Here is a 23,980-nt window from a genome sequence, read left to right as displayed (position 1 = left end):
TTAATAAAATTACAAATCTAAAATGAAATCAGAATTAAAAATGCAGTTTCATAGTGTTTTGAAAATTATAAAATAGAGAAGTACAATTGTAATGTATACCGTTTTTCGCAAAAGCTAAGATAGAAATTTTTAAGCTCTAATAGGAACATACTAACTTTTTTTAGTGAAAAAATGTTCAATTTTAGAGTCGTTACTTGATAATCAGCGAATTTACTGTATCGTTTTAGTAAGAAATGGTTTTTACTAAAAATGTTTAGTAATCAATTAATTACATTTTTTAAAAAATAATTTTGTTCGTAATAAAAAACGAGTACATTTGCCATATGTATGAACATATGAACAAAATACCGTTATTAGATCATGACAGTAAAACTCCGTTGCACAAACAAGTGGAGGAGTTATTGCGCGAATTGATCAAACATCCCGATTTTAAAGATGGAGAGTTATTTCCAAAAGAAGTGGATTTGGCTAAACGCTGGGGGATTTCACGCAATACGCTTCGTCAGGCAATTGCAATTTTGGTAAATGAAAAGCTGTTAGTGCGAAAAAAAGGCTCAGGAACGCGAGTTTCTCAAAATCGAATTACCACCAATCTGAACAATTGGATGAGTTTTACTCACGAGATGGAAGATATGGGATTAGAGTTTAAGAATCTTTCTTTGAATGTAGAAATGGTTAAAGCCAGCGCTAAAGTTGCTAAATATCTTCAAATTAATGAAGGTGATGAAGTCTTACTTCTGCAGCGTACAAGAAGTATTGATGATAGTCCAATGGTTTATTTCGAATCTTATTTTCATCCAAGAATTGGACTTTCTGTCGAGGAGAATTTTGAAACACCGTTATATGAGATATTGGGCAATAAGTATAATGTCGTTCCTGTGTATTCGCAAGAAGAATTAAAAGCTATTGCCGCAAGTAAACGTATTGCAAGTCTATTAAAAATTGAGAAAAATCAGCCCGTTCTAGAAAGAAAAAGAGCTGTTCTTGATACGGCTAGAAAACCAATCGAATATAACATTTGTTACTATCGAAACGATTGGTTTACCTATACAATCGAAATCAAACGTACGATTTAAAATAGAATGAAAAAGTTAGGAATTGATGTAGGCGGAAGTCATATTACAGTAAGTGTTATCGATAAGAATATTATTAATGAACAATCGCAGACTTTAATTAGAAAGGAAATCAATTCAAAAGAAAAAGCATCTAGTATTATTTCATTGCTGAGCAGTTCTATTGAAGAAGCTTTGATTGAATCCAATAATATTGATACGATTGGAATTGCTTTTCCCGGACCTTTTAATTACGAGAAAGGAGTGAGTGAAGTTTTAGGAGTGGGCGGAAAATTCGAGACCACTTTTGGAATTCATATGCAGCAGGCATTAAAGAATAATACAGGTTTAAAAAATGTTCCTTTTGTTTTTGCAAACGATGCAGATTGTTTTGCCGAAGGTGCCTATTTCCGTCACAACTTAAGCAGTGCAAGAACTGTTTTTGTGACTTTAGGAACTGGATTTGGTTCTTCCATAATGTTAGATGGAGAACTAATTAAAAAACATCCTGACATTCCAGAAGGCGGCGCTTTTTATAACCAGCCTTTTTTAGAACAAAAAGCAGATGATTATTTCTCAGTCCGCTGGCTTTTGGCAGAGTACAAAAGACTTTCGGGCGAAAATATTAAATCCGTTAAAGCAATTGCAAATTTAAATACTGATATTTCAAAAACAGTTTTCGCCAATTTCGGTCGAAATATGGGAACGTTTCTTTTTCCTTGGTTTGAAAAATTTCGATGCGAAGAATTAGTAATTGGTGGTAATATTTCTAAAGCCAAAGCACTATTTATGCCCTCTTTAGAAGAAGCCTTTAAAGAATTAAAAATAAAAGTAAATATTATTTTCTGTGATGACGCCGAACTGAGTATTCTTAGAGGAGCGACAATTATTGCAGATAAGAAAAATAAAATACAAATGGAAAAATCTATTCAATCTAAAAGAAAAACGACACAACCTTTATTGCCTGTACAAGCTGTTATAAAAGAAAATGGAGCATACAATGTTTTTCCTTCTTTTCCTTCAAAATCTGAAGTTTTTGTGGGATTTGAGAGTTTGGCGAATCAAATGGCAGGACAAAAGATTGTTGTTATTGATGGATTTGGCGGTGTCCTTTGGGAAAATTTCAGACATCATTTAAATTCGGCTTTGATCGAAAAAAAGAAAAATGTGCTTTGGTACGATATTGATTCCTGCTTAAAATCAAGCGAAGAAATTAGTAAAATGATTAAGCCAAACCTAAATGGAGATGATCCTGTTTTTGGAAAAAAATATCTGGGAGAACTTTCTGATTTCTTCGAAGCCGAAAAATTAAATAAACTTAAGCCAGACGCAAGTACAGATATATGTATAGTATACGGAACTGGAGCTTCATTGTCAAATTGGGAAGGACAGCTTATTTATGTTGACGTTCCAAAAAATGAAATTCAGTATAGAATGAGAGCCGGTTCTGCAAAAAATATGGGCAGTAACGATACTTTGGCTTATTCTCAAATTTATAAAAGAATGTATTTTATAGAATGGCCAGTTTTAAATAGTCACAAAGAACGCTTGCTTTCAAAAATCGACATTATTATTGACGAGCAGCGTATCGATGAAATCACTTGGATGAAAGGAAACGATTTTAGAAATGCATTGAATCTAATGCTCGAAAGTCCGTTGCGTGCACGTCCTTGGTTTGAAGCAGGAGTTTGGGGAGGTGATTGGATGAAAAAGAATATTACTGATTTAAATCAGGACGAAGTAAATTATGCGTGGTCTTTTGAATTAATCAGTCCAGAAAACGGAATCGTGTTTGAGGGAAATAACCATTTGTTAGAAGTTTCTTTTGATTTTTTACTGTTTCAGGATAATAAAAAAGTGTTAGGAAAAGCAGCGGATCGTTTTGGAAATTATTTCCCCATTCGTTTCGATTATCTAGACACTTTTGATGGTGGGAATCTTTCAGTACAATGTCATCCGCGTCCAGAGTACATTAAAGAGAATTTTGGAGAAGCATTTACACAGGATGAAACCTATTATATTTTGGATTGTGAAGATGATGCCGAAGTGTATTTGGGTTTTCAGGAAGATATTAATCCGGACGAATTTAAACAGGCACTAATAGAATCTCAGGAAAAAGCAGAAGAAATTGATATTGTAAAATATGTGCAAAAATTCAAAGCTGAAAAACATGGTTTGTATTTAATTCCTAACGGAACGATTCATGCTTCGGGCAAGAATAATATGGTGTTGGAAATAAGCAGCACGCCTTATATTTTCACCTTTAAAATGTACGATTGGGTTCGCCCCGGTTTAGACGGAAAACCGCGTCCGATCAATGTAGAACACGGATTTAAAAACGTTTATTTTGATAGAAAAGGCGAAAGAGTGGAAAGAGAATTTATTTCGAAACCAAGTGTAAGCAAAGAATTTTCGAATGGAAGAAAAGTAAGTCTGCCTACCCACGAAGAACATTTTTATGCTGTTGATCGCTACGAATTTACTGGAGAAATAGAAATAGAAACTTTAGGACAATGTCATATTTGTATGCTTGTCGAAGGTGACATTGCCGAAGTAAGCGCAGGAAAAAACAGTCAAAAATTCAAATATGCCGAAACTTTTGTTATTCCTGCAAATGTTCCAAAATACAAAATCAATCATATTGGCAGTAAAAAAGCTTTTGTAGTGGTTTCGTATGTAAAAGATAACTGGTGTTAACAGAAAGGACATTAATTAAATGAACCACCATTTAGTCCTTTTCTAATATAGCCATAGGAATACAATTAACTATAACTACTATCTAAGAACCAAAACTATTATGAAAACCAAAGAAACCAATTATTTCATATCGCTCATAACACTGATTGCAGCATTAGGAGGATTTTTATTCGGTTTTGATATGGCCGTTGTCAGCGGAATTATCGAACCATTAAAAATGCAGTACGGCTTATCATCAGCACAAGAAGGATTATTTGTTTCCTGCGCTTTATTAGGTTGTATTGTCGGCGTGGCTTTTTCTGGTTATTTAAGTGATAAAATCGGAAGAAAAAAAGTATTGTTTGTTTCAGCCATATTGTTTCTAATCAGCGCTGTAGGTTTTTCATTTTCAGAAGAATATCCAGTATTAATTTTATTCCGTGTTCTTGCCGGAATGGGAGTAGGAGTAGCCTCAAATGTTTCACCGCTTTACATTTCTGAAGTAGCGCCTTCTCATAAACGAGGACAATTGGTTGTATTTTATCAACTAGCTATAACTGTAGGAGTTTTGGCAGCGTATATCAGTAATTTTTTCCTTCAAGAATATGCAGTATCACATTCTGCGGCAGGTCATGGTTTGCTTTATTGGTTGTTTGTTGAAAATGTTTGGCGCGGAATGTTTATTGTGGGTGTAATTCCTGCTGCAGCATTTTGTTTGTTATTGCTTATAGTTCCAGAAAGCCCGCGTTGGTTAGTGCAATTCGGACTCGATGAAGAGGCTTTTAAAATACTAAATAAAATAAATGGAAACGAAAAAGCCCAATTAGAACTGCATTCTATTAAAGAAATGGCAAGTCAAAAATCTGGTGGCATTCAGGAATTGCTTCGTTTGCCTTTACGCAAACTACTGATTTTGGCAATGGTACTTACCGCTTTGTCACAGTTCAGCGGAATTAATGGAGTTATTTTTTACGGTCCGACGATTTTGAAATCGGCGGGTATCGTAACCAGTGATGCTTTGTTTTATCAAGTAATATTAGGATCTGCGAATGTACTTTTTACTTTTATTGCAATTTCAAAAGTAGACAGCTGGGGACGCAGACCTTTATATATTGTAGGTTCATTATGCGCCGCTTTTGCATTGGCTTTAACAGGTTTTTGTTTTATGATGAATATTACAGGCTGGTTTATGCTGTTTTGTATCATCTTATTTCTTTTATTTTTTGCCTTCTCCCTTGGACCATTAAAATTTGTAATCTCAACCGAAATTTTTCCAACACATATTAGAGGAACAGCTTTGTCTATCTGTATTATGACCATGTGGGTATCAGATTGGCTGGTGAATTTGTTGTTTCCTATAATGAGAGACGGATTGGGTATTGCAGCTACATTTTTCATCTTCTCATTTTTCTGTATTCTTTCTTTTGCTTACGCCAAAAAGAAACTATTTGAAACCAAAGGAAAAAGCCTTGAAGAAATTGAGAAATCTTGGAATTTAGATGTAAATGCAGAAGGACTCAAAGAAATCGAGAAAGCATAAATTGCAATTTCTAAAAAAACTAAACACATAGGAACATAGCTTTTGATTACTTAAAAAAGACGTTTCACTTATTTGAATAATACATAGCGGTCTATGAGAAGAAATATATTTCTTTTTGTCTCCTTTATAGGGCATAAAATCTATGTTTCTATGTGTTTAAACTAATTACGTCCAAAAGGTTAAATCAATAATTTACTATTTGCAGCCTCATTTTATACTTTAAATATTATGAAAAAGAACATACTACTATTTATACTTTTAGTTTTTAACCTTACGACTTGGGCGCAGCAAAAGCCTAACATAATTGTAATTTATGCAGACGATTTGGGTTACGGTGATTTAAGCTGCTATGGCATGTCGAAAATCAGTACTCCAAATATTGATAAATTGGCAAAGCAAGGATTGCAATTTACCAATGCACATTCAACTTCGGCCACTTGTACACCTTCAAGATTCGGATTGCTTACGGGTAAATATCCTTGGAAACAAAAAGGAACCGGAATAGCTCCCGGAGATGCCTCATTGATTATTCCGACTAATAAAGCGACTCTTCCTTCAATGCTGCAAAAAGCTGGTTATACTACAGCTGTAATTGGTAAATGGCATTTAGGATTGGGAAAAAACGGGATTGATTGGAATAAAGAAATTAAACCTGGACCAAAAGAAGTTGGTTTTGATTACTCGTTTATTATGCCCGCTACTTTAGATAGAGTTCCGTGTGTGTACCTAGAAAACGGCAAAGTAGTAAATCTTGATCCAAAAGATCCTATAACGGTTAGTTATAAAGAAAAAGTAGGCAATGATCCAACAGGCAAAGAAAATCCTGAGCTTTTGCGAATGAAACCTGATCCAAATCAAGGACATAACGAAACAATTGTAGACAGTATCAGCCGAATTGGATATATGAGCGGCGGTCATAGTGCCTATTGGAAAGATGCTGATATAGCGGGTGATATTACGAAAAAAGCCATCAGTTTTATATCAAAAAATGCTTCAAATCCTTTTTTCCTGTATTTCGCAACTGGCGATATACATGTGCCTCGTTATCCTCATAGTATGTTTCGTGGCAAAAGCGGAATGGGACTTAGAGGTGACGCCATATTACAACTAGACTGGACAGTTGGTGAAATTGTAAAAGCATTGGACAGTCTGAAACTCAGTCAAAATACACTGATCATTTTTAGCAGTGACAACGGACCTGTGGTAAACGATGGTTATATGGATAAAGCGGTTGAAATGTTAGGCAGTCATAAACCAGCAGGACCATTACGCGGAGGAAAATATAGCGCTTTTGAAGCAGGAACCAGAGTTCCATTCATAGTAAAATGGCCGGCAAGTGTACAGCCTGATAAAAAGACATCTGTATTACTAAGTCATGTAGATTTATTCTCTTCTTTAGCAAAAATCACAGGACAATCGTTGCAAAAGGAAGATGCTCTGGATAGTTTTGATATGTCAGCGCAACTAACAGGAAAATCTAAAAAAGATCGATCTTATTTAATTGAACAAGGCGCGTCGTTATCGATCATTCAAGGAAAATGGAAATATATTGAACCTTCAAATGGACCTCGTGTTGATCATGATGTAAATATTGAGTTAGGCAATGACCCAAAGCCTCAGTTGTACGATTTGAGTAAAGATATAGGAGAAAAAATCAATCTCGCATCTCAATATCCTGAAGTCGTTGCAAATCTTTCAGCGTTGCTAAAATCCAGTAAAGAATTGGAAATAACAAGACCATAATTGATTAAAAAATATGAACTTACAAAAACAAAATATAAGCAGACTATTTCTTTATTTTTCACTGCTTTTCGTAACACAATCTCTTTTTGCACAAAATGAAGTTCCTTTTTTTGGAAAAATAAATTGGATTAATGGTTTTGCAAAAGAAATTACAGGAGAAAATATTACATATAATTCGGCCTTTCAGGATTATGCAACTGTTGCACTTTTAACGAGAACGACAGACGGAAATAAAACAATAGAATGGGAAACAGCTCCCGCTCCAAAAGTTATAAAAGACGATTATGTATATTTTAGCTGGGTTGCAGGACATTCATCAGGATCGAGCAGCGGAGACAGAAATTTTGATTTGTATGTCGACGGAAGAAAGATTCTGACTTTTACTACTTTACCTAAAAATCAAAAGACAAACTGGATTTTTAAAGCAGATGACGGATCTGCATTAGCATTTCAGCAGATAAAATTAGATGGAGCAAGTGATTCTCAAGGATATGCATTCTTACGTCTTCCTGCCACTAAAGTAAAACCCGGACAAGCAGTTCGAATAAAAATTGTGGGTCAAAAGCAAAACAGCAATGATTGGTTTATGACCTTCAAATTTGCATTTGAAGAAAATGTAAAAGTTACTCCAATGCCTTTTCTTTTAAAAGATGGTACACAAACGCTGGCTTTAAGTGTTTTGCATTTTGGTAAAGACGAAACCGTAAATGTAAAAATCAGCGGGAAAGAAAATTATACTTATACGGCAAAAGACGGAATGAACAATTTTGATATTCCGATTAAAGCAGTTATAAAAGATGAAAATATAAAAGTGCAGGTAAAACTTGCAGGCAAAACTTTTATCGATGACTTTTTTGCTGTTAAACCTATTGTTTACAGAGAATTTCATTTACTGCATCATTCACATACTGATATTGGTTATTCGCATTTACAGCCAGAGATTGTAAAAGTGCACAATAAAAATATTGACGATGCACTCGAAATGATCGAAAAAACAAAATTGTATCCAGAAGAAGCAAAATTTAAATGGAACATAGAATCAATTTGGGCAGTCGAAAATTATTTGAAAGTAGCGACACCAGCTCAAAAAGAGAAATTTACAGCGGCAGTAAAAAATGGTGACATTCTGCTTTCGGCATTATATGTAAATATGCTTACCGGAATGAGTCAGGCCGAAGAAATGTTTCATTACACAGATTATGCAGCTAAACTTCGTAAAGAATTTGGTTTTACGATAAACAGCGCAATGATTTCTGATGTACCCGGATTTGCTTGGTCAACCGTTACTGCGCTTTCAAAAGGAGGCGTAAAATATTTCTCCATAGGTTCTAATTTTATGGGATTAGATCATCCGTATAGAGGAGACAGAGCAGGTCATTTTCTTAAAAACTGGGGAGACAAACCTGTTTGGTGGACGTCGCCGTCTGGACAAGATAAAGTATTGTTTTGGGCTGGAGCCAAAGGATATTCGTCATGGCACGGCATGCAGCCGGGTGATATTTATGAAAGAGGAGCCAAGAAAATTGCAGATTATTTAAATGAATTAACCGCCAATAATTATCCATACGATATGGTGCAATGGCGTTTTAATATTATTGCAGACAATGCTCCAATTGAACCTAATGCTTCTGATTTTGTAAAGAAGTGGAATGAAAAATATGCTTCTCCAAAATTAATTCTCAATACTGCTGATAAAATGTTTGAAGCATTTGAGAAAAAGTACGGCGATAAAATACCAACTGTAAAGGGTGATTTGACACCATATTGGGAAGATGGAGCACTTTCGACAGCTGATGAAGAAGGCAAAAACAGAGTTAACAGTTTGCGTTTGCAGCAATTAACGACGCTTTATACTATGTTGCAGCCTAAAAAATACAATGAGCAGAATTTTTATGATGCTTGGAGAAATATCATAATGTTTCACGAACATACTTGGGGAGCGCACAATAGTATATCTGATCCAGATTCTCATTTTGTGACAGAACAATGGCGCATAAAAAAACAGTTTATGCTGGATGCCGATGCAGAAATCAATGCATTAGAGAAAAACTTGTTTGAAACTATAAGCAATTCAAAATCCAAGAAAATTGCCGTTTTCAATACATCATCTTGGAAAAGAACGGGATTGGTACTTATTGAAACAAGTGTAAAAGGAAAATCGGTAAAAGATGCAAACGGAAAAATTACGCCATTACAGCAATTGAGCAACGGAAAATATGCCTTTATTGCAACCGATGTTCCTGCTTTAGGAACTGCATTTTATGAAATTACAGATAAAACAAAATCAGATTTTACCAATCAATTTGTGTTACGAGATCATTCTTTGTCGAACGGAAAAATTGAGTTTGGCTGGGATAAAAATAACGGAAGTATTACGAATTTAAAAACAATTTCAGATTATAATTACGCGGGCGATTTCAATAAACAAGGTTTAAACAGTTACTGGTACGTTCCCGGTTTAAATCCAGAAGAAGTTCAAACGAATACAAATGTTCAGGTTAAAACTTTGGAAAGCGGACCGGTAGTAACCTCAGTTTCGATTACATCTGATGCGCCGGGAGCTAATAAATTGGAACGAATTATTTCGCTTTACAGCGGAAGTAATCAAGTATTGATACATAATATATTAGACAAAAAAGCCATTCGTACCAAAGAAGGTGTTCATTTTGGATATCCATTCAATACGCAATTAACAAAAACTACGCTTGATGCAGGTTATGGAACCATTGAGTTTTTGAAAGATCAATTGGCAGGATCAAATATGGATTTTCTTTATGGAAGAAGATGGCTTGATGTTTCATCGGGAGACAAAGGAGTGCAGTGGATGCTTTTAGAATCTCCTTTGGTCGAACCAAACAGTATGGTTGATGAACGAAAAGAGGTTGTGCCCAATTATAAAGAATGGAAAAAGACGGAGAAACCGACTTCTACATGGTTTTCATACGTAATGAACAATTATTGGCACACCAATTATAAAGCCGATCAGAGCGGCATTGTAAACTTTAAATATGCACTTCGACCTCATGAAACGACAGATCGGACAGTAATGGAAAAAGAAGCAGCAGAGTTTACACAGCCGTTAATTGCCATGACTGTAAAAGAAGAGGTAAAACTGCCTGCAAATTTATTCGAATTGACTAATTCTAGAATCGTGGTAACTAGTTTAACACCAAATCAAGATGGTACAATATTGATGCGTTTGTTCAATCCAGAACAATCAGAGCAGCAAACTAAATTTGTATGGAAATCATTGAAGCCAAAAGCAATTATAGATAAAACAACCGGAGTTGAAAATGCAAGTTCAGATGAAATTAAAATGACAGGAAGCGGCGTTTCAGAATTTATACTGAAGATATAAAATTGACCCGCTGGGCGTAATCGCAAAATAATAATAATCTAACACATAGAAACATAGATTCTATGCTTAAAAAAGGAGACAAAAAGAAATATATTTCTTTCACATAATTGGCTTTGTGAATTGTCACCCTGAGCGAAGTCGTAGGACGTTCCAATTAGCACATGGGCTTCGACTACGCTCAGCCTGACAACGACTTCGCCTGACAATATGGTTATAAAAAACTATATTTCTATGTGTTAGAAGTATTGCCCCAACGGTTTAAAATCGGTTAAAATCAGCGTTTTCGCGATAGCGAATCCGTTTAATCCGCGTCAAAAATTTACCGTTGCAATTAAAAAAAATGCCCTGATATTAAATTTAAGATATATGAAAACAATTTCAAAGACAATATTATTGTTCGCAATGATCATTTCGCTTTTTTCCTGTTCGGACAAAAAAGATGATTTTAATGCAACAGCTTGGGTCAATCCGCAGATAGGTTCCGTGCACGGACGTTGGTTTTTTTATACGCCTGCTTCTCTGCCTTTTGGAATGGCAAAATTGGCTCCGCATACCAATGCTTACGGAAGCGGCGGAAGCTGGGCACCTTGCGGCTACGACGATCGTCATAATTCGATTGAAGGATTTGGACATTTTCACGAGTTCCAAATTGGCGGTTTGGTGGCAATGCCAATAACAGGAAAATTACAGACTACGCCGGGAACTTTAGAAAAACCAGAAACAGGATATCGATCATTATTTGATAAAGAAGAAGAATATGCAGAACCGGGATATTATTCTGTTTTCTTAAAAGAATATGGGATAAAAGCAGAGTTGACAGCGACAGAAAGAGTTGGTTTTCATCGTTACACTTTTCCTGAATCTGCAGCATCACATATTATTTTTGATATTGGGCATCGTCAAGGCGAAAGCAGCGGCGTTGCCGAAGCAACGATGAAACTTTCTGGAAAAAATACATTAGAAGGAACAATAGAAACTTTTCCCGAGTATTTGAAATTCTGCGATCCTGAAAAGCGTGTAAAAATGTATTTTGTAATTCAGCTTAGTAAAACACCTCTGTCTTTTGGTTCATTTGTAGAAGATAAAACGTTTGACGGTCAAAAGGAAACTAAGGGAATTGGAAACGGAATGTATATCAATTTCGCTACCAAAAAAGGAGAAGTTGTCGAAATGCAAGTGGGGCTTTCATATACAAGTATCGAAAATGCAAAATTGAATTTGAAAACCGAAGCGACAGGGCAAACTTTTGATGCTGTAAAAGAAACGGCACACGAAAAATGGAATGAAAAGTTAGGTCGAATTAAAGTAGAAACAAAAGACAGTATCAATAAAGTAAAATTCTACACAGGTTTATATCACGCTCTTCTAGGACGTGGATTAGCCAGTGATGCTAACGGAAGTTATCCGAGACATGATGGTAAAATTGGTAAAATTCCGCTTGACGGAAACGGAAAACCAAAATACAATCATTACAACACAGACGGTATCTGGGGCGGATTCTGGAATTTAGGACAACTTTGGGCATTGGCGTACCCAGATTATTTGAGCGAATACCTTCAATCGAATATTGATTTTGCAAAAGAAACAGGCTGGTTACACGACGGAACCGCCGCTGGAGCACATGCAAATGGCGTACAGACAAACTGTTTTGGTTTGATGATTGCGACAGCTTACAATAGCGGAATTCGAGATTTTGATGTAGAAGAAGCTTATAAAATTGCCTATAAAAATGAAACAGGTTACAGCAAACGTCCGTTTGGTTCAGGAAAATATGACTTGGCTTATTTTGTAAAAGACGGATATATTCCTGCAAAAGATACCACACTTGCAAATGGCTGGGTATTTAATTTTGGTGCCTCTCACACATTGGAATTTGCGTATACTTCTTACGGAGTTTCTCAATTTGCAAAAGCTTTAGGCAAGACCGAAGATTATAAAAAACTAACTAAACAAGCAGGAAACTGGAAGAATATTTTTGATCCTGAAACCAAGTTTATCCGTCCAAAATATGAAAACGGAAAATTCATTGAAAATTTCAATCCAATGCAGGCTTGGAGAGGATTTCAAGAAGCAAATGCCTATCAATATACTTGGTATGTGCCGCAAGATCCTGCAGGATTAATCAAGGTTTTAGGTTTAGATTTATTCAACAAACGTCTGGAAACCACGTTTAATGAAAGTCAAAAATCGACTTTTGGCGGCGGCAACGGAATTGATAGTTTTTCAGGTTTAGAAATGCTCTACAATCACGGAAACCAGCCTTGTCTACATCATTCATTTCTATTTAATTACTCTGGAAAACCTTGGCTTACTCAAAAATGGTCGCGTGCCATTTGTGAAGAATTCTATGGTGCTGAACCACTTCACGGTTATGGATTTGGGCAAGACGAAGATCAAGGGCAATTGGGAGCTTGGTTTGTAATGGCTTCAATGGGATTGTTTGATGTTCAGGGACATGCAGCCATGAATCCGACATTTCAGTTTGGAAGTCCATTATTTGATAAAGTGACCATTAAACTTGATCCGAAATATTATAAAGGTGAAGAATTGGTAATCGAGACCAAAAATAATTCGAAGAAAAATAAATACATTCAATCAGCATCTTTCAATGGAGAGAAAATAGAAAATGCCTGGATTGATCGTAAAAAACTAACCGATGGTGGAACCTTATTTTTTGAAATGGGAGCAAAACCAAATACAAAATGGGGTATAAAAACACCACCGCCATCAATGAGTACAAGTGAATAAGTTTTTAAAATATTTTAATGGAGAATTTATTTAAACACATTGAAACATAGTTTTTTTGATAATCATTTGTCAGGCTGAGCGGAGTCGAAGCCCACGTGCCAATTAGAACGCCTTTCGACTACGTTCAGGGTGACAATTCACAAAGCCAATTATGTGAAAGAAATATATTTCTTTTTGTACTCTTTATTTACAGTTAAAATCTATGTCTCTATGTGTTTAAAAAACTAATCGCAACGAACTAAAAACAACAAACAATAATTCCAATTTAAATAAACATGAAAAAAATACTTTCGTCAGCAGCGGCACTTGCTTTTATGCTGACACTTACAGCGCAGCCAAAAATGCCGATTGACAAAAAAATGTCGGAGAAAATCAAGAACGATCAAAATATGGCGTTCGTAAAAAAGAAAGCTTTAGAAGTAATTAAAACTGGCGTAAATGCTGGTGACGGTTACCGTGAAGTGTGGATTCGTGATTATAATACGTTTATCGAATTAGCCGCACAAGTCACTAAAAAAGAAGATATAAAAGAAAATCTGTTAGTGTTTTTTAGAATGCAGGGAGATGACGGAAACATTATTGACGGTTATACTCCTAAAGAACAAATTGGAGCAGGAGAAACAGACTTCTCTTATTCAAAGTTAGAACCAAGATATGCTGCACATAAAAACACGGTTGAAACCGATCAGGAAACTTCATTGGTACAAGCCGTTTATAAGTATATTCAATTAACAGGTGATAAATCAATCCTGATAGAAAAAGTGGGAGATAAAACCGTTGCAAAAAGATTAGAATGGTCTATGGACTTTTTAATGAAAAACCGCTATACCACAAAATACGGCTTAATTACTGGCGCAACTACTGCAGATTGGGGTGATGTACAGCCGGAGGAAGGTTACGGAGTTGATCTTGACGGAAATACGCATATGGCTTGCGATATTTATGATAATGCAATGTTTATTGTAGCATTAAATAATTTAATGGAAATGATTCCGTCAACTAAAACCAAATGGCAAAAAATCAAAACAGACGTTGCTAAAAATACAAGAACTTATCTTTGGGATGCTAAAAATCAAAAATACATTCCGCATTTGTATTTAGACGGTTCGCCATTTCCAGCAGATTTTGATGAGAATAATATCTTTTATTTCGGAGGAACAACTGTTGCAATGGAAGCTGGATTATTGAGCAAAGCAGAAGTAAAAGCTTCGCTTGATGAAATGGTAAAAAGAGTAAAAGAAGCCGGAGCTCCTTCTATTGGTTTAACACTTTATCCTCCTTATCCAAATGGTTTTTTTGTAAACAAAATTATGAATCCGGTTTACAGTTATCAAAATGGCGGTGATTGGACTTGGTTTGGAGCAAGAACAATTCAGCAGTTAATTAAATATGGATATGTGGAAGAAGCGTACAGAGAAGTACAGCCAATGCTGAAACGCGTAAAAGACAATAACGGTTTCTACGAATGGTATTCGATAAAAAATGAACCAAGAGGATCAGGAACTTTTAGAGGTGAAGCAGGAGTTTTGTACACCGCAATCGTAATGTTCGAAAATCTGAATAAATAAGAAAATCCACAGAAAGGTGAAGTAGATAAGATAATTATCAACTTCACCTCTTTTATTGAGCAGAATTTTATAGAACTTTAATTTAGGATTGCATTTATGTAAGTGAGATATTTCGTAAGAGATATCTCTTTTTTATTTTTTAAGTTAAAGTAAAGGCAATTGTAAATTAAATTTAGATAAAATCGGAGTATTATTTAATCAAAAAGATATTCTATCTTTAAATTTCTGAAATATTTCAAATAAAGTAATAAAGAAAAATGTTTATTCTTTGAAGTAAAGTAAGTTATAGTTTTTGAAAACACTTGGCATAACTGAATTTTACAGCCATTTGCTTTAATTGATAAAACGATTTAGTAAAAAAAAGAAATACGATAATAAAATTTTAAAATCTCAATAATGAATTGTTTAAGAAATTTCCGATTTGTACTGTTTTTTGTTTTTGTATAGGAATCAATTATGCGCAGCAAAAAAATGCAGCTTACAAAAATCAAAATCTATCAATAGATAAAAGAGTTGATGATTTACTAAAACAATTGACAATTGAAGAAAAAATATCTTTATTAGGATTCGAAAGCAAAGCCGTAAAACGATTAGATATTCCGCAGTACAATTGGTGGAACGAATCGCTGCACGGAGTAGCGAGAGCAGGAAAAGCAACTGTTTTTCCGCAAGCTTTAGGTATGGCAGCTTCCTTTAACGACAATTTATTAAACGAGGTTGCAAATGCAATCTCAACCGAAGCCAGAGCCAAAAATAATATGGCTGTAGCCAAAGATCGTCGTTTGCAATATATGGGACTGAATTTTTGGTCACCAAACATCAATATTTTCAGAGATCCACGTTGGGGAAGAGGACAAGAAACCTATGGTGAAGATCCGTTTTTAACTGGAAAAATGGGAACCGCTTATGTAAAAGGTTTACAAGGAACAGATCCAAAATATATGAAAGCGGCAGCTTGTGCCAAACATTTTGCCGTACACAGCGGTCCTGAAAAAAACAGACACTCGATTGATGTGATTGTAGATGAAAAAGATTTGAGAGAAACGTATTTATACGCTTTCAAAAAGTTAGTCGATGCAAAAGTAGAAACCGTAATGTGCGCTTATAACCGTGTAAATTCTGAGCCATGTTGTACAGGTAAAACATTACTAAAAGATATTTTACGAAATGAATGGAATTTTGGAGGTCATGTTGTTACCGATTGTTGGGCTCTTCAGGATATTTACGAAAGCCATAAAACCCTGCCAAACAGCGTAACTGTTGCAGCTGAAGCAATTAAAGCAGGAGTAAATATGGATTGCAGCGGATTATTGCAAAAAGACGCTATCAATGCTTTGAATCAAAAACTAATTACTCAAAAAGACATTGATAACGCATTAGCACCAACATTACGTACACAGTTTAAACTTGGATTTTACGACAAAGCAGAAGATAATCCGTATAGAAAGTATGGTATAGACAGTATTGCCAATACCTATCACAGAAATCTAAGTCGAAAAATGGCAGAACAAAGCATGGTTTTGTTGAAGAATGGTGAAGTGGGAGAGAAGAAAGCAAAATTGCTTCCGTTGAAAAAAGACGATTATAAATCGATGGTTGTCGTTGGACCAAATGCAGCTTCACTAGATGCTTTATTAGGTAATTATCACGGAATTACAGATAAAGCCGTAAATTTTGTAGAAGGAATTGCAGGTGCTGTAGATCCTGATACTCGTGTAGAATATGATATGGGATGCGATTTTACAGACACAAAAAACTTTGGTGGTGTTTGGGCAGCTTCTATGGCCGATTTGACGATTGCAGTAATTGGTTTTACTCCAGTTTACGAAGGCGAAGAAGGTGATGCTTTCCTTGCTGACGGAAAAGGTGACAGAAAAAACATGGATTTACCAGCGTCGCATATTGCGTATATAAAAGCGCTTCGTAAAGGAACTAAATCACCTCTTATAGCAGTAGTAACAGGCGGAAGTGCAGTTGATATTTCGGCAATTGAGCCTTATGTAGATGCTATTGTTTTTGCATGGTATCCAGGAGAACAAGGCGGAACAGCTTTGGCTAATCTTCTTTTTGGAAAAGTTTCTCCATCAGGACATTTACCGGTTAGTTTCTACAAATCGTTCAGCGATTTACCAGATTATAACAGCTATGCAATGGCAGGAAGAACGTATCGCTATTCTGATAAAGAAGTACAATATCCGTTTGGTTTTGGATTAAGTTACAGCACTTTTGGCTACAATTGGGTTCGACAACCTACGAGAGTCACAATGAGTTCAGACGAAATTTCAATGCAAATCGAAATTTTTAATACAGGAAATTATGATGCTGATGAAGTTGCTCAGGTGTATGTAGAATATCCGAACGTTGATAGAATGCCGTTGAAAGAACTGAAAGCTTTTAAACGTGTTTCGTTGGTTAAAGGAAAATCAAAAACAATCACATTGCAAATTCCACTGGAAGAGCTTCAAAAATGGGACGAGACTACAAAACAATTTAAGATCTATGAGGGAAACTACACATTGAAAATCGGATCGAATTCAAGAGATACAATGTTGGAAGGTAGTTTTGAGATTGTGAAGTAGAGAGATTATAGAAGAAAGATTAAAGAGTAAAGAGTAAAGAGTAAAGAGGCTCAGGTTTGCTTTGCTAGAAATTAGTGCTAATTCGTGTAATTCGTGGCAAAAAACTTTTTCAGATTACAATAAGATATATCAAATAAAAAAATATGAATAAAAATTTAAAATCAACATTTTTTGCAATTTTAGGTCTTTGCTGCCTGCAAATGCAAGGACAGACTAGTAAACAAAATTTAACGCAATATGTAGATCCGTTTATTGGAACAGGATTTCACGGACACGTTTTTATGGGAGCGAATGTTCCTTTTGGAGGTGTTCAATTAGGACCAGTAAACATCTCACAAGGCTGGGATTGGTGTTCGGGTTATCATTATTCTGACCCAACAATTATTGGATTTTCACACACGCATTTAAGCGGAACTGGAATTGGTGATCTTGGAGATTTACTTTTTATGCCCGCTGTTGGTAAAATCAATCTGAAAAAAGGAACCGCCAAAGACATGGAAAACGGTTATATCTCAGGTTTCGATCATAAAGATGAAGTTGCAAAACCAGGTTATTACTCTGTTATTTTAAAGAAAAACGGAATCAAAGCTGAAATGACGGCTTCGGAGCGAGTTGGTTTTCAGAAATATACTTTTCCCGCTTCAGATAAATCACATATCGTTTTAGATTTAGTGGAAGGAATTGGCTGGGATAAAGCAGTAGATACTTATATCAGAGTTAAAAATGATACATTGATTGAAGGGTATCGTTTTTCGAAAGGCTGGGCACCGGATCAGCGTATTTACTTTGCAGCTATTTTGTCAAAACCAGCTAAAAAAATCCAGTTGTACAACAATACAAAAGAGATGATTAATAAAGTGGTTTTGGGAGATAGTGCCAAAGCAGTACTTCAGTTTTCAACTTTAAAAGATGAAGTGATTAAAATTAAAGTAGGAATTTCGGCAGTAAGTACAGAAAACGCTTTAATGAATATTAAAAAAGAAATTTCAGGCTGGAACTTCGAAAAAGTGGCTGCTCAAGCGGATGAAAAATGGAACAAAGAGTTGAATAAAATTGAGGTAAAATCGAAAGATATTACTAAAATGAGAACATTTTATACCGCTTTATATCACACCATGATTGCGCCATCGACTTACAATGACAGCAATGGAGATTATTACGGTTCAGACAAACAAGTCCATAGAGCAGCAGGATTTACCAATTTAACCACATTTTCGTTGTGGGATACTTACAGAGGAGCAAATCCTTTGTTTACGCTAACGCAAACCGATAAAGTTTCGGATATTATTAATTCGATGCTGGCGATTTATAAAGAAACTGGACATCTTCCAGTTTGGCATTTAATGGGAAATGAAACCTATTGTATGCCTGGAAATAGTGCAATTCAGATTGTTGCTGATGCGTATTTAAAAGGCATCAAAGGAATCGATGGCGAGTTGGCTTTCGAAGCGGTGAAAGCAACAGCAATGCAGGACGATCGCGGATTGAATTTCGTAAAAAAAATAGGTTACATTCCAGCAGATAGTTTGAGAGAATCAGTAGCTATTGGTATGGAATATTCTATCTCAGATGGAGCAATTGCAATGATGGCAAAAAAAATGGGCAAAACCGAAGATTACAATTATTTCATTAATCGCTCAAAAGCCTACAAAAAATATTACGATCCTTCAACGACTTTTGTACGTGGAAAAGTAAGTGATACGCAATGGAGAACCCCTTTTGATCCGTTTAAATCGGCACACATGAAAGATGATTTTGCCGAGGGAAATGCATGGCAGTATACTTGGTTAGTGCCTCATGATGTAGAAGGATTAATAGCTATGCTGGGCGGTGAAAAGTCATTTACAAAAAAACTAGATACTTTGTTTACAATAACAGGCGATATGGGTGCAGAAGCTTCTAGTGATATTACAGGTTTAATTGGACAGTATGCACACGGAAACGAGCCGAGTCATCATATTACATACCTTTATAATTTCGTTGGACAACCTTGGAAAACAGCTGAAAAAGTACGTTACATCGTTGATAATTTATACAGCGATAAACCAGATGGATTGTGCGGAAATGAAGATGTCGGGCAAATGTCAGCTTGGTATATTTGGAGCGCAATGGGAATGTATTCTGTAAATCCATTCAATGGAATTTATGTTTTCGGAAGCCCAAGTATGGACGAATCAACATTGAATTTAGCGGATGGAAAAAGTTTTACTGTAAAAGCATTAAACAACAGTGCAAAGAATATCTACATTCAAAAAGCAACTTTAAACGGAAAGTCTTATACTCAGAGTTATATTCTTCATTCGGATATTATGAAAGGCGGCGAGTTAATTTTTACAATGGGAGACAAGCCTTCTAAAACGTGGGGAGTTGCGGCAAAAGACAGACCTTATTCGGTGAAATAAATATTGAATTTATAGTATTGAATCGCTTGGTGTAAATAACATATAGAAACATAGATTTAGAATTCTTAAAAAAGGTGTTTTACTTATTTGAAAAACAAATAGTTAGTTATATGAGCGAATAGCGTCCAGCTTCAGATGGATGTAAATAGTAAAATGGATATTTAGGGCTTTAGCCAAAATTTAAGAGTTTGGTTAAAGCCCTTTTTGTTGCCAATTTTATTCCTATTCAATCGTGTAAAAAATTAGATTTTAAAATAAAATCTGCTCAATCTGCGAGAGAAATTATAATATACAAATAACAAGATGAAAAGAAGAGATTTACTAAAATATATTGGTTTGACTGCTGGAACTGTAGCGTTAACAGGTTCAAGTTCTATTATTTCTGCAGCAGAGAAAAGTACTAAATCGAAAAGAGTTTTGCGAATTGCACATATTACCGATGTGCATATTCGGCCAGAAGAAAATGCGCCAGATCGATTTATAAAATGCTTAGAAGAAATAAAGAAACACAAAGTAGATTTTTTTCTCAATGGCGGAGATTCCATTTTTGCAGCAGATTATGATAATATTACGCGCGAAAGAGTAAATGAACTATGGAAAATTTGGAATGATACAACCAAAGGAATCAGCGGTTTTGAATTGCACAGTTGTCTCGGAAATCACGATATGTGGTGGGCAGCGCCAAACAAGCTAGATACTATGTATGGGAAAGATTATGTTGTAAAGCAATTAGGAATCCCAAACCGCTATTACAGCTTTGATAAAAGAGGATGGCATTTTGTGATTCTAGACAGTAATAACGGCGGTGGTTCATTAGACGACGAACAGCGTTTATGGCTAGAAAAAGATCTACAAAGTTTGCCTGTTGGTACACCAGTTGTCTGCATGAGTCATTTTCCTATTCTTGCCGTTTGTACTCATGTTGACGGAGGAAACCACACCGATTCAAAATACATCAGTGATCTTTTTTATAAACATAAAGATAAAAAGATTACTTGTTTAAGCGGACACATTCATTTAAAGGATGAAGCCGTTTACAACAATGTACATTATTACTGTAATGGCGCTTTGAGCGGTTTTTGGTGGGAACCAGGAGACAAAGACTCGGCAGGAAAAAGCTACTATAAACAAACGCCTCCGGGATACGCTATTATTGATCTGTTTGAAGATGGATCTGTAGTAAATCAATATTATCCTCATTCTTTTTAAAGGTACTTTTTGTTTAAAATTATCATAATAGACAATTAATAATTAAACAAGGGTAATATTGAATTAATAATTATACTTTAAGTATTATATTTTTATAATCGTAAAAAAGTATAATTTTAATAAAAAGCATATGGCATTAATAACACAGTTGGATGTTCAAAAAGAGACTGGTACAAAAGAAAATAAGAAATGGCTTTTTCCTTTTATATTAGTTACCAGTTTATTCTTTTTCTGGGGTTTTGTACACAATCTAGATCCAATACTTATTCCGCATTTACGAAAAGCGTTTAATCTTACAGACCTAGAATCGTCTTTAATAGATTCTTCCGTTTTTATTGCCTATTTTGTTATGGCATTGCCAGCAGGTTATATCATGCGAAAGTACGGTTACAAATCAGGTATTATGATTGGGTTGGTTCTATTTGGTATTGGTTCCATTTTGTTTGTTCCAGCCGCCAATTCACTGCAATACATTTACTTTTTAGGAGCTTTATTTGTTATCGCCTGCGGACTTACTTTTTTAGAAACAGCAGCAAATCCATATGTAACCATATTAGGACCTGCGGAAACAGCTACAAAAAGATTAAATTTCTCTCAATCATTCAACGGATTAGCTGCTTTTATTGCTCCAGCCTATATCGGCCCAATGATCTTATCAGGTAAAAATCTAACTCAAGCTCAAATGGACGCTATGGCGCCTGCCGAATTGCATGCTTATGTTTTAGAGGAAGCAGCGAGTGTAAAAATGCCGTATTTAGTTTTAGGACTAATTATTTTGGCAGTAGCAGTTTTGTTTTATTTTACGAATATGCCGGATGTAAAAGATGAAGATAAAGAAGGAGCTGACGGCGCAAGTTTTGCCGGAGCCTTGAAATCACTGCGCTTACGTTGGGGGATTTTAGCGCAGTTTTTTTATGTAGGAGCCCAAGTTTGCGTTGGAAGCTTTTTTATTAAAATGGCGACAACTTCTGCTGGACTTGCAGAAGGTGTTGCAGCCAAATATTTAGGTTTTTTTGGCTTGGCATTTATGCTTGGACGATTCGCAGGTACATTCTTCATGCAATACATACAGCCTAGAAAATTATTAATCATTTATGCCATTATTAATATTGGCTTATCAATAGTAGCCATAACAGGAACAGGAATGTTAGTGGTTTATACCTTAATAGCAATAGCATTTTTTATGAGTATCATGTTCCCAACGATTTTTTCAATGGGAATTGAGGGACTTGGACATAATACAAAAATTGGTTCTTCATTAATCGTAATGTCAATTGTTGGTGGAGCATTGCTTCCTCCTGTTTTAGGACTGATTTCGGATATTACAGGAAGTATTCAATATGGTTATGTTGTTCCATTGACCTGTTTCTCGGTAATTCTATTGTTTGCATTTAACGGACATAAAACAAATAAAGCATAAATTCTATTTATATAATATGTTAGAAAACGGAAGTAAAAGATTGGTTATAAAAATGCACCCAGATGATAATGTACTGGTGGCTTTAACAGATTTGTCTAAAGGAGAAAGTGTAGTTTTTGAGAATGAAACTTTCCTATTACAGGACACAATCAAGGCAAAGCATAAGTTTTATACAACCAATTTGAGAGCGGGAGATGAAATTATTATGTACGGCGTTTTGGTTGGAAAAGTACAATGTGATGTTGCAAAAGGAAGTCTAATGACGACTGAAAACCTTAAACATGCAGCTGAGCCTTATAAATATCGTGATGTAGATTTTGAATGGCAGGCGCCAGATGTTTCAAAATATAAAGACAGAACTTTTAATGGATATAAAAGAAATGACGGTCGAGTAGGAACTGCTAATTATTGGTTATTTGTACCAACAGTTTTTTGCGAAAATAGAAATTTGGATGTAATACGCGAAGCTTTACATAATGAGTTAGGGTATTCTGTAAGTGATAAATACACTCAGTATACTCATGCTTTACTTCAAGCTTATAAGAATGGTAAAAGTTTAGATTCAATTGACGTTCAGTTAGTTCCAGAACCTTATACAAATAAGGTTTTTAAAAACGTAGACGGTATAAAATTTTTAAATCACCAAGGAGGATGCGGAGGCACACGCCAAGATTCGGCTACCTTAAGTGCCTTACTAGCATCATATGCAAATCATCCAAATGTTGCTGGAATAACAGTACTTAGTTTAGGATGTCAGCATTTGCAAGTACAAGATTTTACAAACGATGTCAAAAAACAAAATCCATCTTTTGATAAACCATTATACATTTTTGAGCAGCAGCAATCAAAAAGTGAAGAACAATTAATCGCAGATGCCATTAAAAAAACATTTGAAGGATTAATTGAAATAAACAAACAAGAACGAACTCCAGCACCTTTGAGCGAATTATGTTTAGGAGTTAAATGCGGTGGAAGCGATGGTTTCAGCGGTGTTTCGGCAAATCCTGCAGTAGGTTATACATCAGATTTGCTGGTGGCTTTGGGCGGTAAAGTATTGTTAGCAGAATTTCCTGAATTGTGCGGTGTCGAGCAAAATCTTATCGATCGTTGTACATCAGAAGAAACAGCAAAAAAGTTCATTGATTTAATGCAGTCTTATGATGCATTAGCACATAAAGTAGGTTCAGGATTTCATATGAATCCATCTCCAGGAAACATTAAAGACGGCTTAATAACCGATGCAATAAAAAGTGCCGGTGCTGCCAAAAAAGGAGGAACCGCTCCTGTAATTGATGTATTAGATTATACTGAACCAGCTACAAAAGCAGGTTTAAGTTTAGTTTGCACACCAGGAAACGATGTAGAAGCAACAACAGGAAAAGCAGCATCTGGGGCGACATTAATATTGTTTACAACAGGATTAGGAACTCCAACAGGAAATCCGGTTTGTCCAGTAATCAAAGTAGCGACAAATTCGGTTTTAGCTAAAAAAATGAGCGACATTATAGATATTGACTGTGGCCCAATTATCAGCGGTGAAAAAAGCATCGAAGAAATGGGCGAAGATATTTTAGAATATTGTATCAAAGCAGCCAGTGGTGAAATTATTCCAAAAGCAGTATTATTAAATCAAGACGATTTTATTCCGTGGAAACGAGGAGTATCATTGTAATAATTATAAATCG

General features: G+C 35.4%; 12 protein-coding genes. All 12 read left to right on the top strand.

Annotated features, from left to right (window positions below):
- Positions 1 to 335: 335 nt before the first annotated feature.
- The 12 genes from BOW55_RS02505 to BOW55_RS02450 all read left to right on the top strand — a co-directional run bounded on the left by BOW55_RS02505 (position 336) and on the right by BOW55_RS02450 (position 23,967).
- Positions 336 to 1,076 (top strand): GntR family transcriptional regulator, encoded by a 741-nt coding sequence (locus BOW55_RS02505; protein ID WP_129022837.1) that lies wholly within the window; start codon positions 336 to 338, stop codon positions 1,074 to 1,076.
- 6 nt (positions 1,077 to 1,082) lie between these two features.
- Positions 1,083 to 3,749 carry an ROK family protein gene (locus BOW55_RS02500; protein WP_129022836.1) on the top strand — a complete coding sequence of 889 codons (2,667 nt, stop codon included), beginning with the start codon at positions 1,083 to 1,085 and terminating at the stop codon, positions 3,747 to 3,749.
- A gap of 100 nt (positions 3,750 to 3,849) precedes the next feature.
- A complete protein-coding gene (locus tag BOW55_RS02495; RefSeq protein WP_129022835.1) occupies positions 3,850 to 5,268 on the top strand; it encodes a sugar porter family MFS transporter in 1,419 nt (472 codons plus the stop codon).
- A 228-nt stretch (positions 5,269 to 5,496) separates the two neighbouring features.
- A complete protein-coding gene (locus tag BOW55_RS02490; protein WP_129022834.1) occupies positions 5,497 to 7,011 on the top strand; it encodes an arylsulfatase in 1,515 nt (504 codons plus the stop codon).
- A gap of 13 nt (positions 7,012 to 7,024) precedes the next feature.
- Positions 7,025 to 10,369: a glycoside hydrolase family 38 C-terminal domain-containing protein gene (locus tag BOW55_RS02485; protein WP_129022833.1), complete on the top strand. Its 3,345-nt coding sequence runs from the start codon at positions 7,025 to 7,027 to the stop codon at positions 10,367 to 10,369.
- Positions 10,370 to 10,735: 366 nt separating this feature from the next.
- The gene (locus BOW55_RS02480) at positions 10,736 to 13,117 is read left to right on the top strand and encodes a GH92 family glycosyl hydrolase (RefSeq protein ID WP_129022832.1); all 2,382 of its coding nucleotides are present in this window, start codon (positions 10,736 to 10,738) and stop codon (positions 13,115 to 13,117) included.
- Between the two features lie 275 nt (positions 13,118 to 13,392).
- Positions 13,393 to 14,685 (top strand): hypothetical protein, encoded by a 1,293-nt coding sequence (locus BOW55_RS02475; protein WP_129022831.1) that lies wholly within the window; start codon positions 13,393 to 13,395, stop codon positions 14,683 to 14,685.
- Between the two features lie 401 nt (positions 14,686 to 15,086).
- A complete protein-coding gene (locus tag BOW55_RS02470) occupies positions 15,087 to 17,264 on the top strand; it encodes a glycoside hydrolase family 3 N-terminal domain-containing protein (protein ID WP_129022830.1) in 2,178 nt (725 codons plus the stop codon).
- A 143-nt stretch (positions 17,265 to 17,407) separates the two neighbouring features.
- Complete coding sequence (locus BOW55_RS02465) at positions 17,408 to 19,666, top strand: GH92 family glycosyl hydrolase (RefSeq protein WP_129022829.1); 2,259 nt, start codon at positions 17,408 to 17,410, stop codon at positions 19,664 to 19,666.
- A gap of 303 nt (positions 19,667 to 19,969) precedes the next feature.
- Complete coding sequence (locus BOW55_RS02460) at positions 19,970 to 20,875, top strand: metallophosphoesterase (protein ID WP_129022828.1); 906 nt, start codon at positions 19,970 to 19,972, stop codon at positions 20,873 to 20,875.
- A 130-nt stretch (positions 20,876 to 21,005) separates the two neighbouring features.
- Positions 21,006 to 22,295 (top strand): L-fucose:H+ symporter permease, encoded by a 1,290-nt coding sequence (gene fucP, locus BOW55_RS02455; protein WP_129022827.1) that lies wholly within the window; start codon positions 21,006 to 21,008, stop codon positions 22,293 to 22,295.
- A 16-nt stretch (positions 22,296 to 22,311) separates the two neighbouring features.
- Positions 22,312 to 23,967: a UxaA family hydrolase gene (locus BOW55_RS02450; RefSeq protein WP_129022826.1), complete on the top strand. Its 1,656-nt coding sequence runs from the start codon at positions 22,312 to 22,314 to the stop codon at positions 23,965 to 23,967.
- Positions 23,968 to 23,980: the final 13 nt, after the last annotated feature.

The sequence above is a fragment of the Flavobacterium sp. YO12 genome (genome assembly GCF_004119495.1).
Taxonomy (GTDB): domain Bacteria; phylum Bacteroidota; class Bacteroidia; order Flavobacteriales; family Flavobacteriaceae; genus Flavobacterium.
Note: the sequence above shows the minus strand (reverse complement) of the source record. Positions and strands in the feature narration are given on the sequence as shown.

Bases quoted from the DNA above. Each gene is read 5' to 3' on its own strand.
- BOW55_RS02465 (WP_129022829.1), top strand. From the start codon at position 17,408: ATGAATAAAAATTTAAAATCAACATTTTTTGCAATTTTAGGTCTTTGC.
- BOW55_RS02495 (WP_129022835.1), top strand. From the start codon at position 3,850: ATGAAAACCAAAGAAACCAATTATTTCATATCGCTCATAACACTGATT.
- BOW55_RS02460 (WP_129022828.1), top strand. From the start codon at position 19,970: ATGAAAAGAAGAGATTTACTAAAATATATTGGTTTGACTGCTGGAACT.
- BOW55_RS02500 (WP_129022836.1), top strand. From the start codon at position 1,083: ATGAAAAAGTTAGGAATTGATGTAGGCGGAAGTCATATTACAGTAAGT.
- BOW55_RS02450 (WP_129022826.1), top strand. From the start codon at position 22,312: ATGTTAGAAAACGGAAGTAAAAGATTGGTTATAAAAATGCACCCAGAT.
- BOW55_RS02490 (WP_129022834.1), top strand. From the start codon at position 5,497: ATGAAAAAGAACATACTACTATTTATACTTTTAGTTTTTAACCTTACG.
- BOW55_RS02485 (WP_129022833.1), top strand. From the start codon at position 7,025: ATGAACTTACAAAAACAAAATATAAGCAGACTATTTCTTTATTTTTCA.
- BOW55_RS02505 (WP_129022837.1), top strand. From the start codon at position 336: ATGAACAAAATACCGTTATTAGATCATGACAGTAAAACTCCGTTGCAC.
- BOW55_RS02475 (WP_129022831.1), top strand. From the start codon at position 13,393: ATGAAAAAAATACTTTCGTCAGCAGCGGCACTTGCTTTTATGCTGACA.
- BOW55_RS02480 (WP_129022832.1), top strand. From the start codon at position 10,736: ATGAAAACAATTTCAAAGACAATATTATTGTTCGCAATGATCATTTCG.
- fucP (WP_129022827.1), top strand. From the start codon at position 21,006: ATGGCATTAATAACACAGTTGGATGTTCAAAAAGAGACTGGTACAAAA.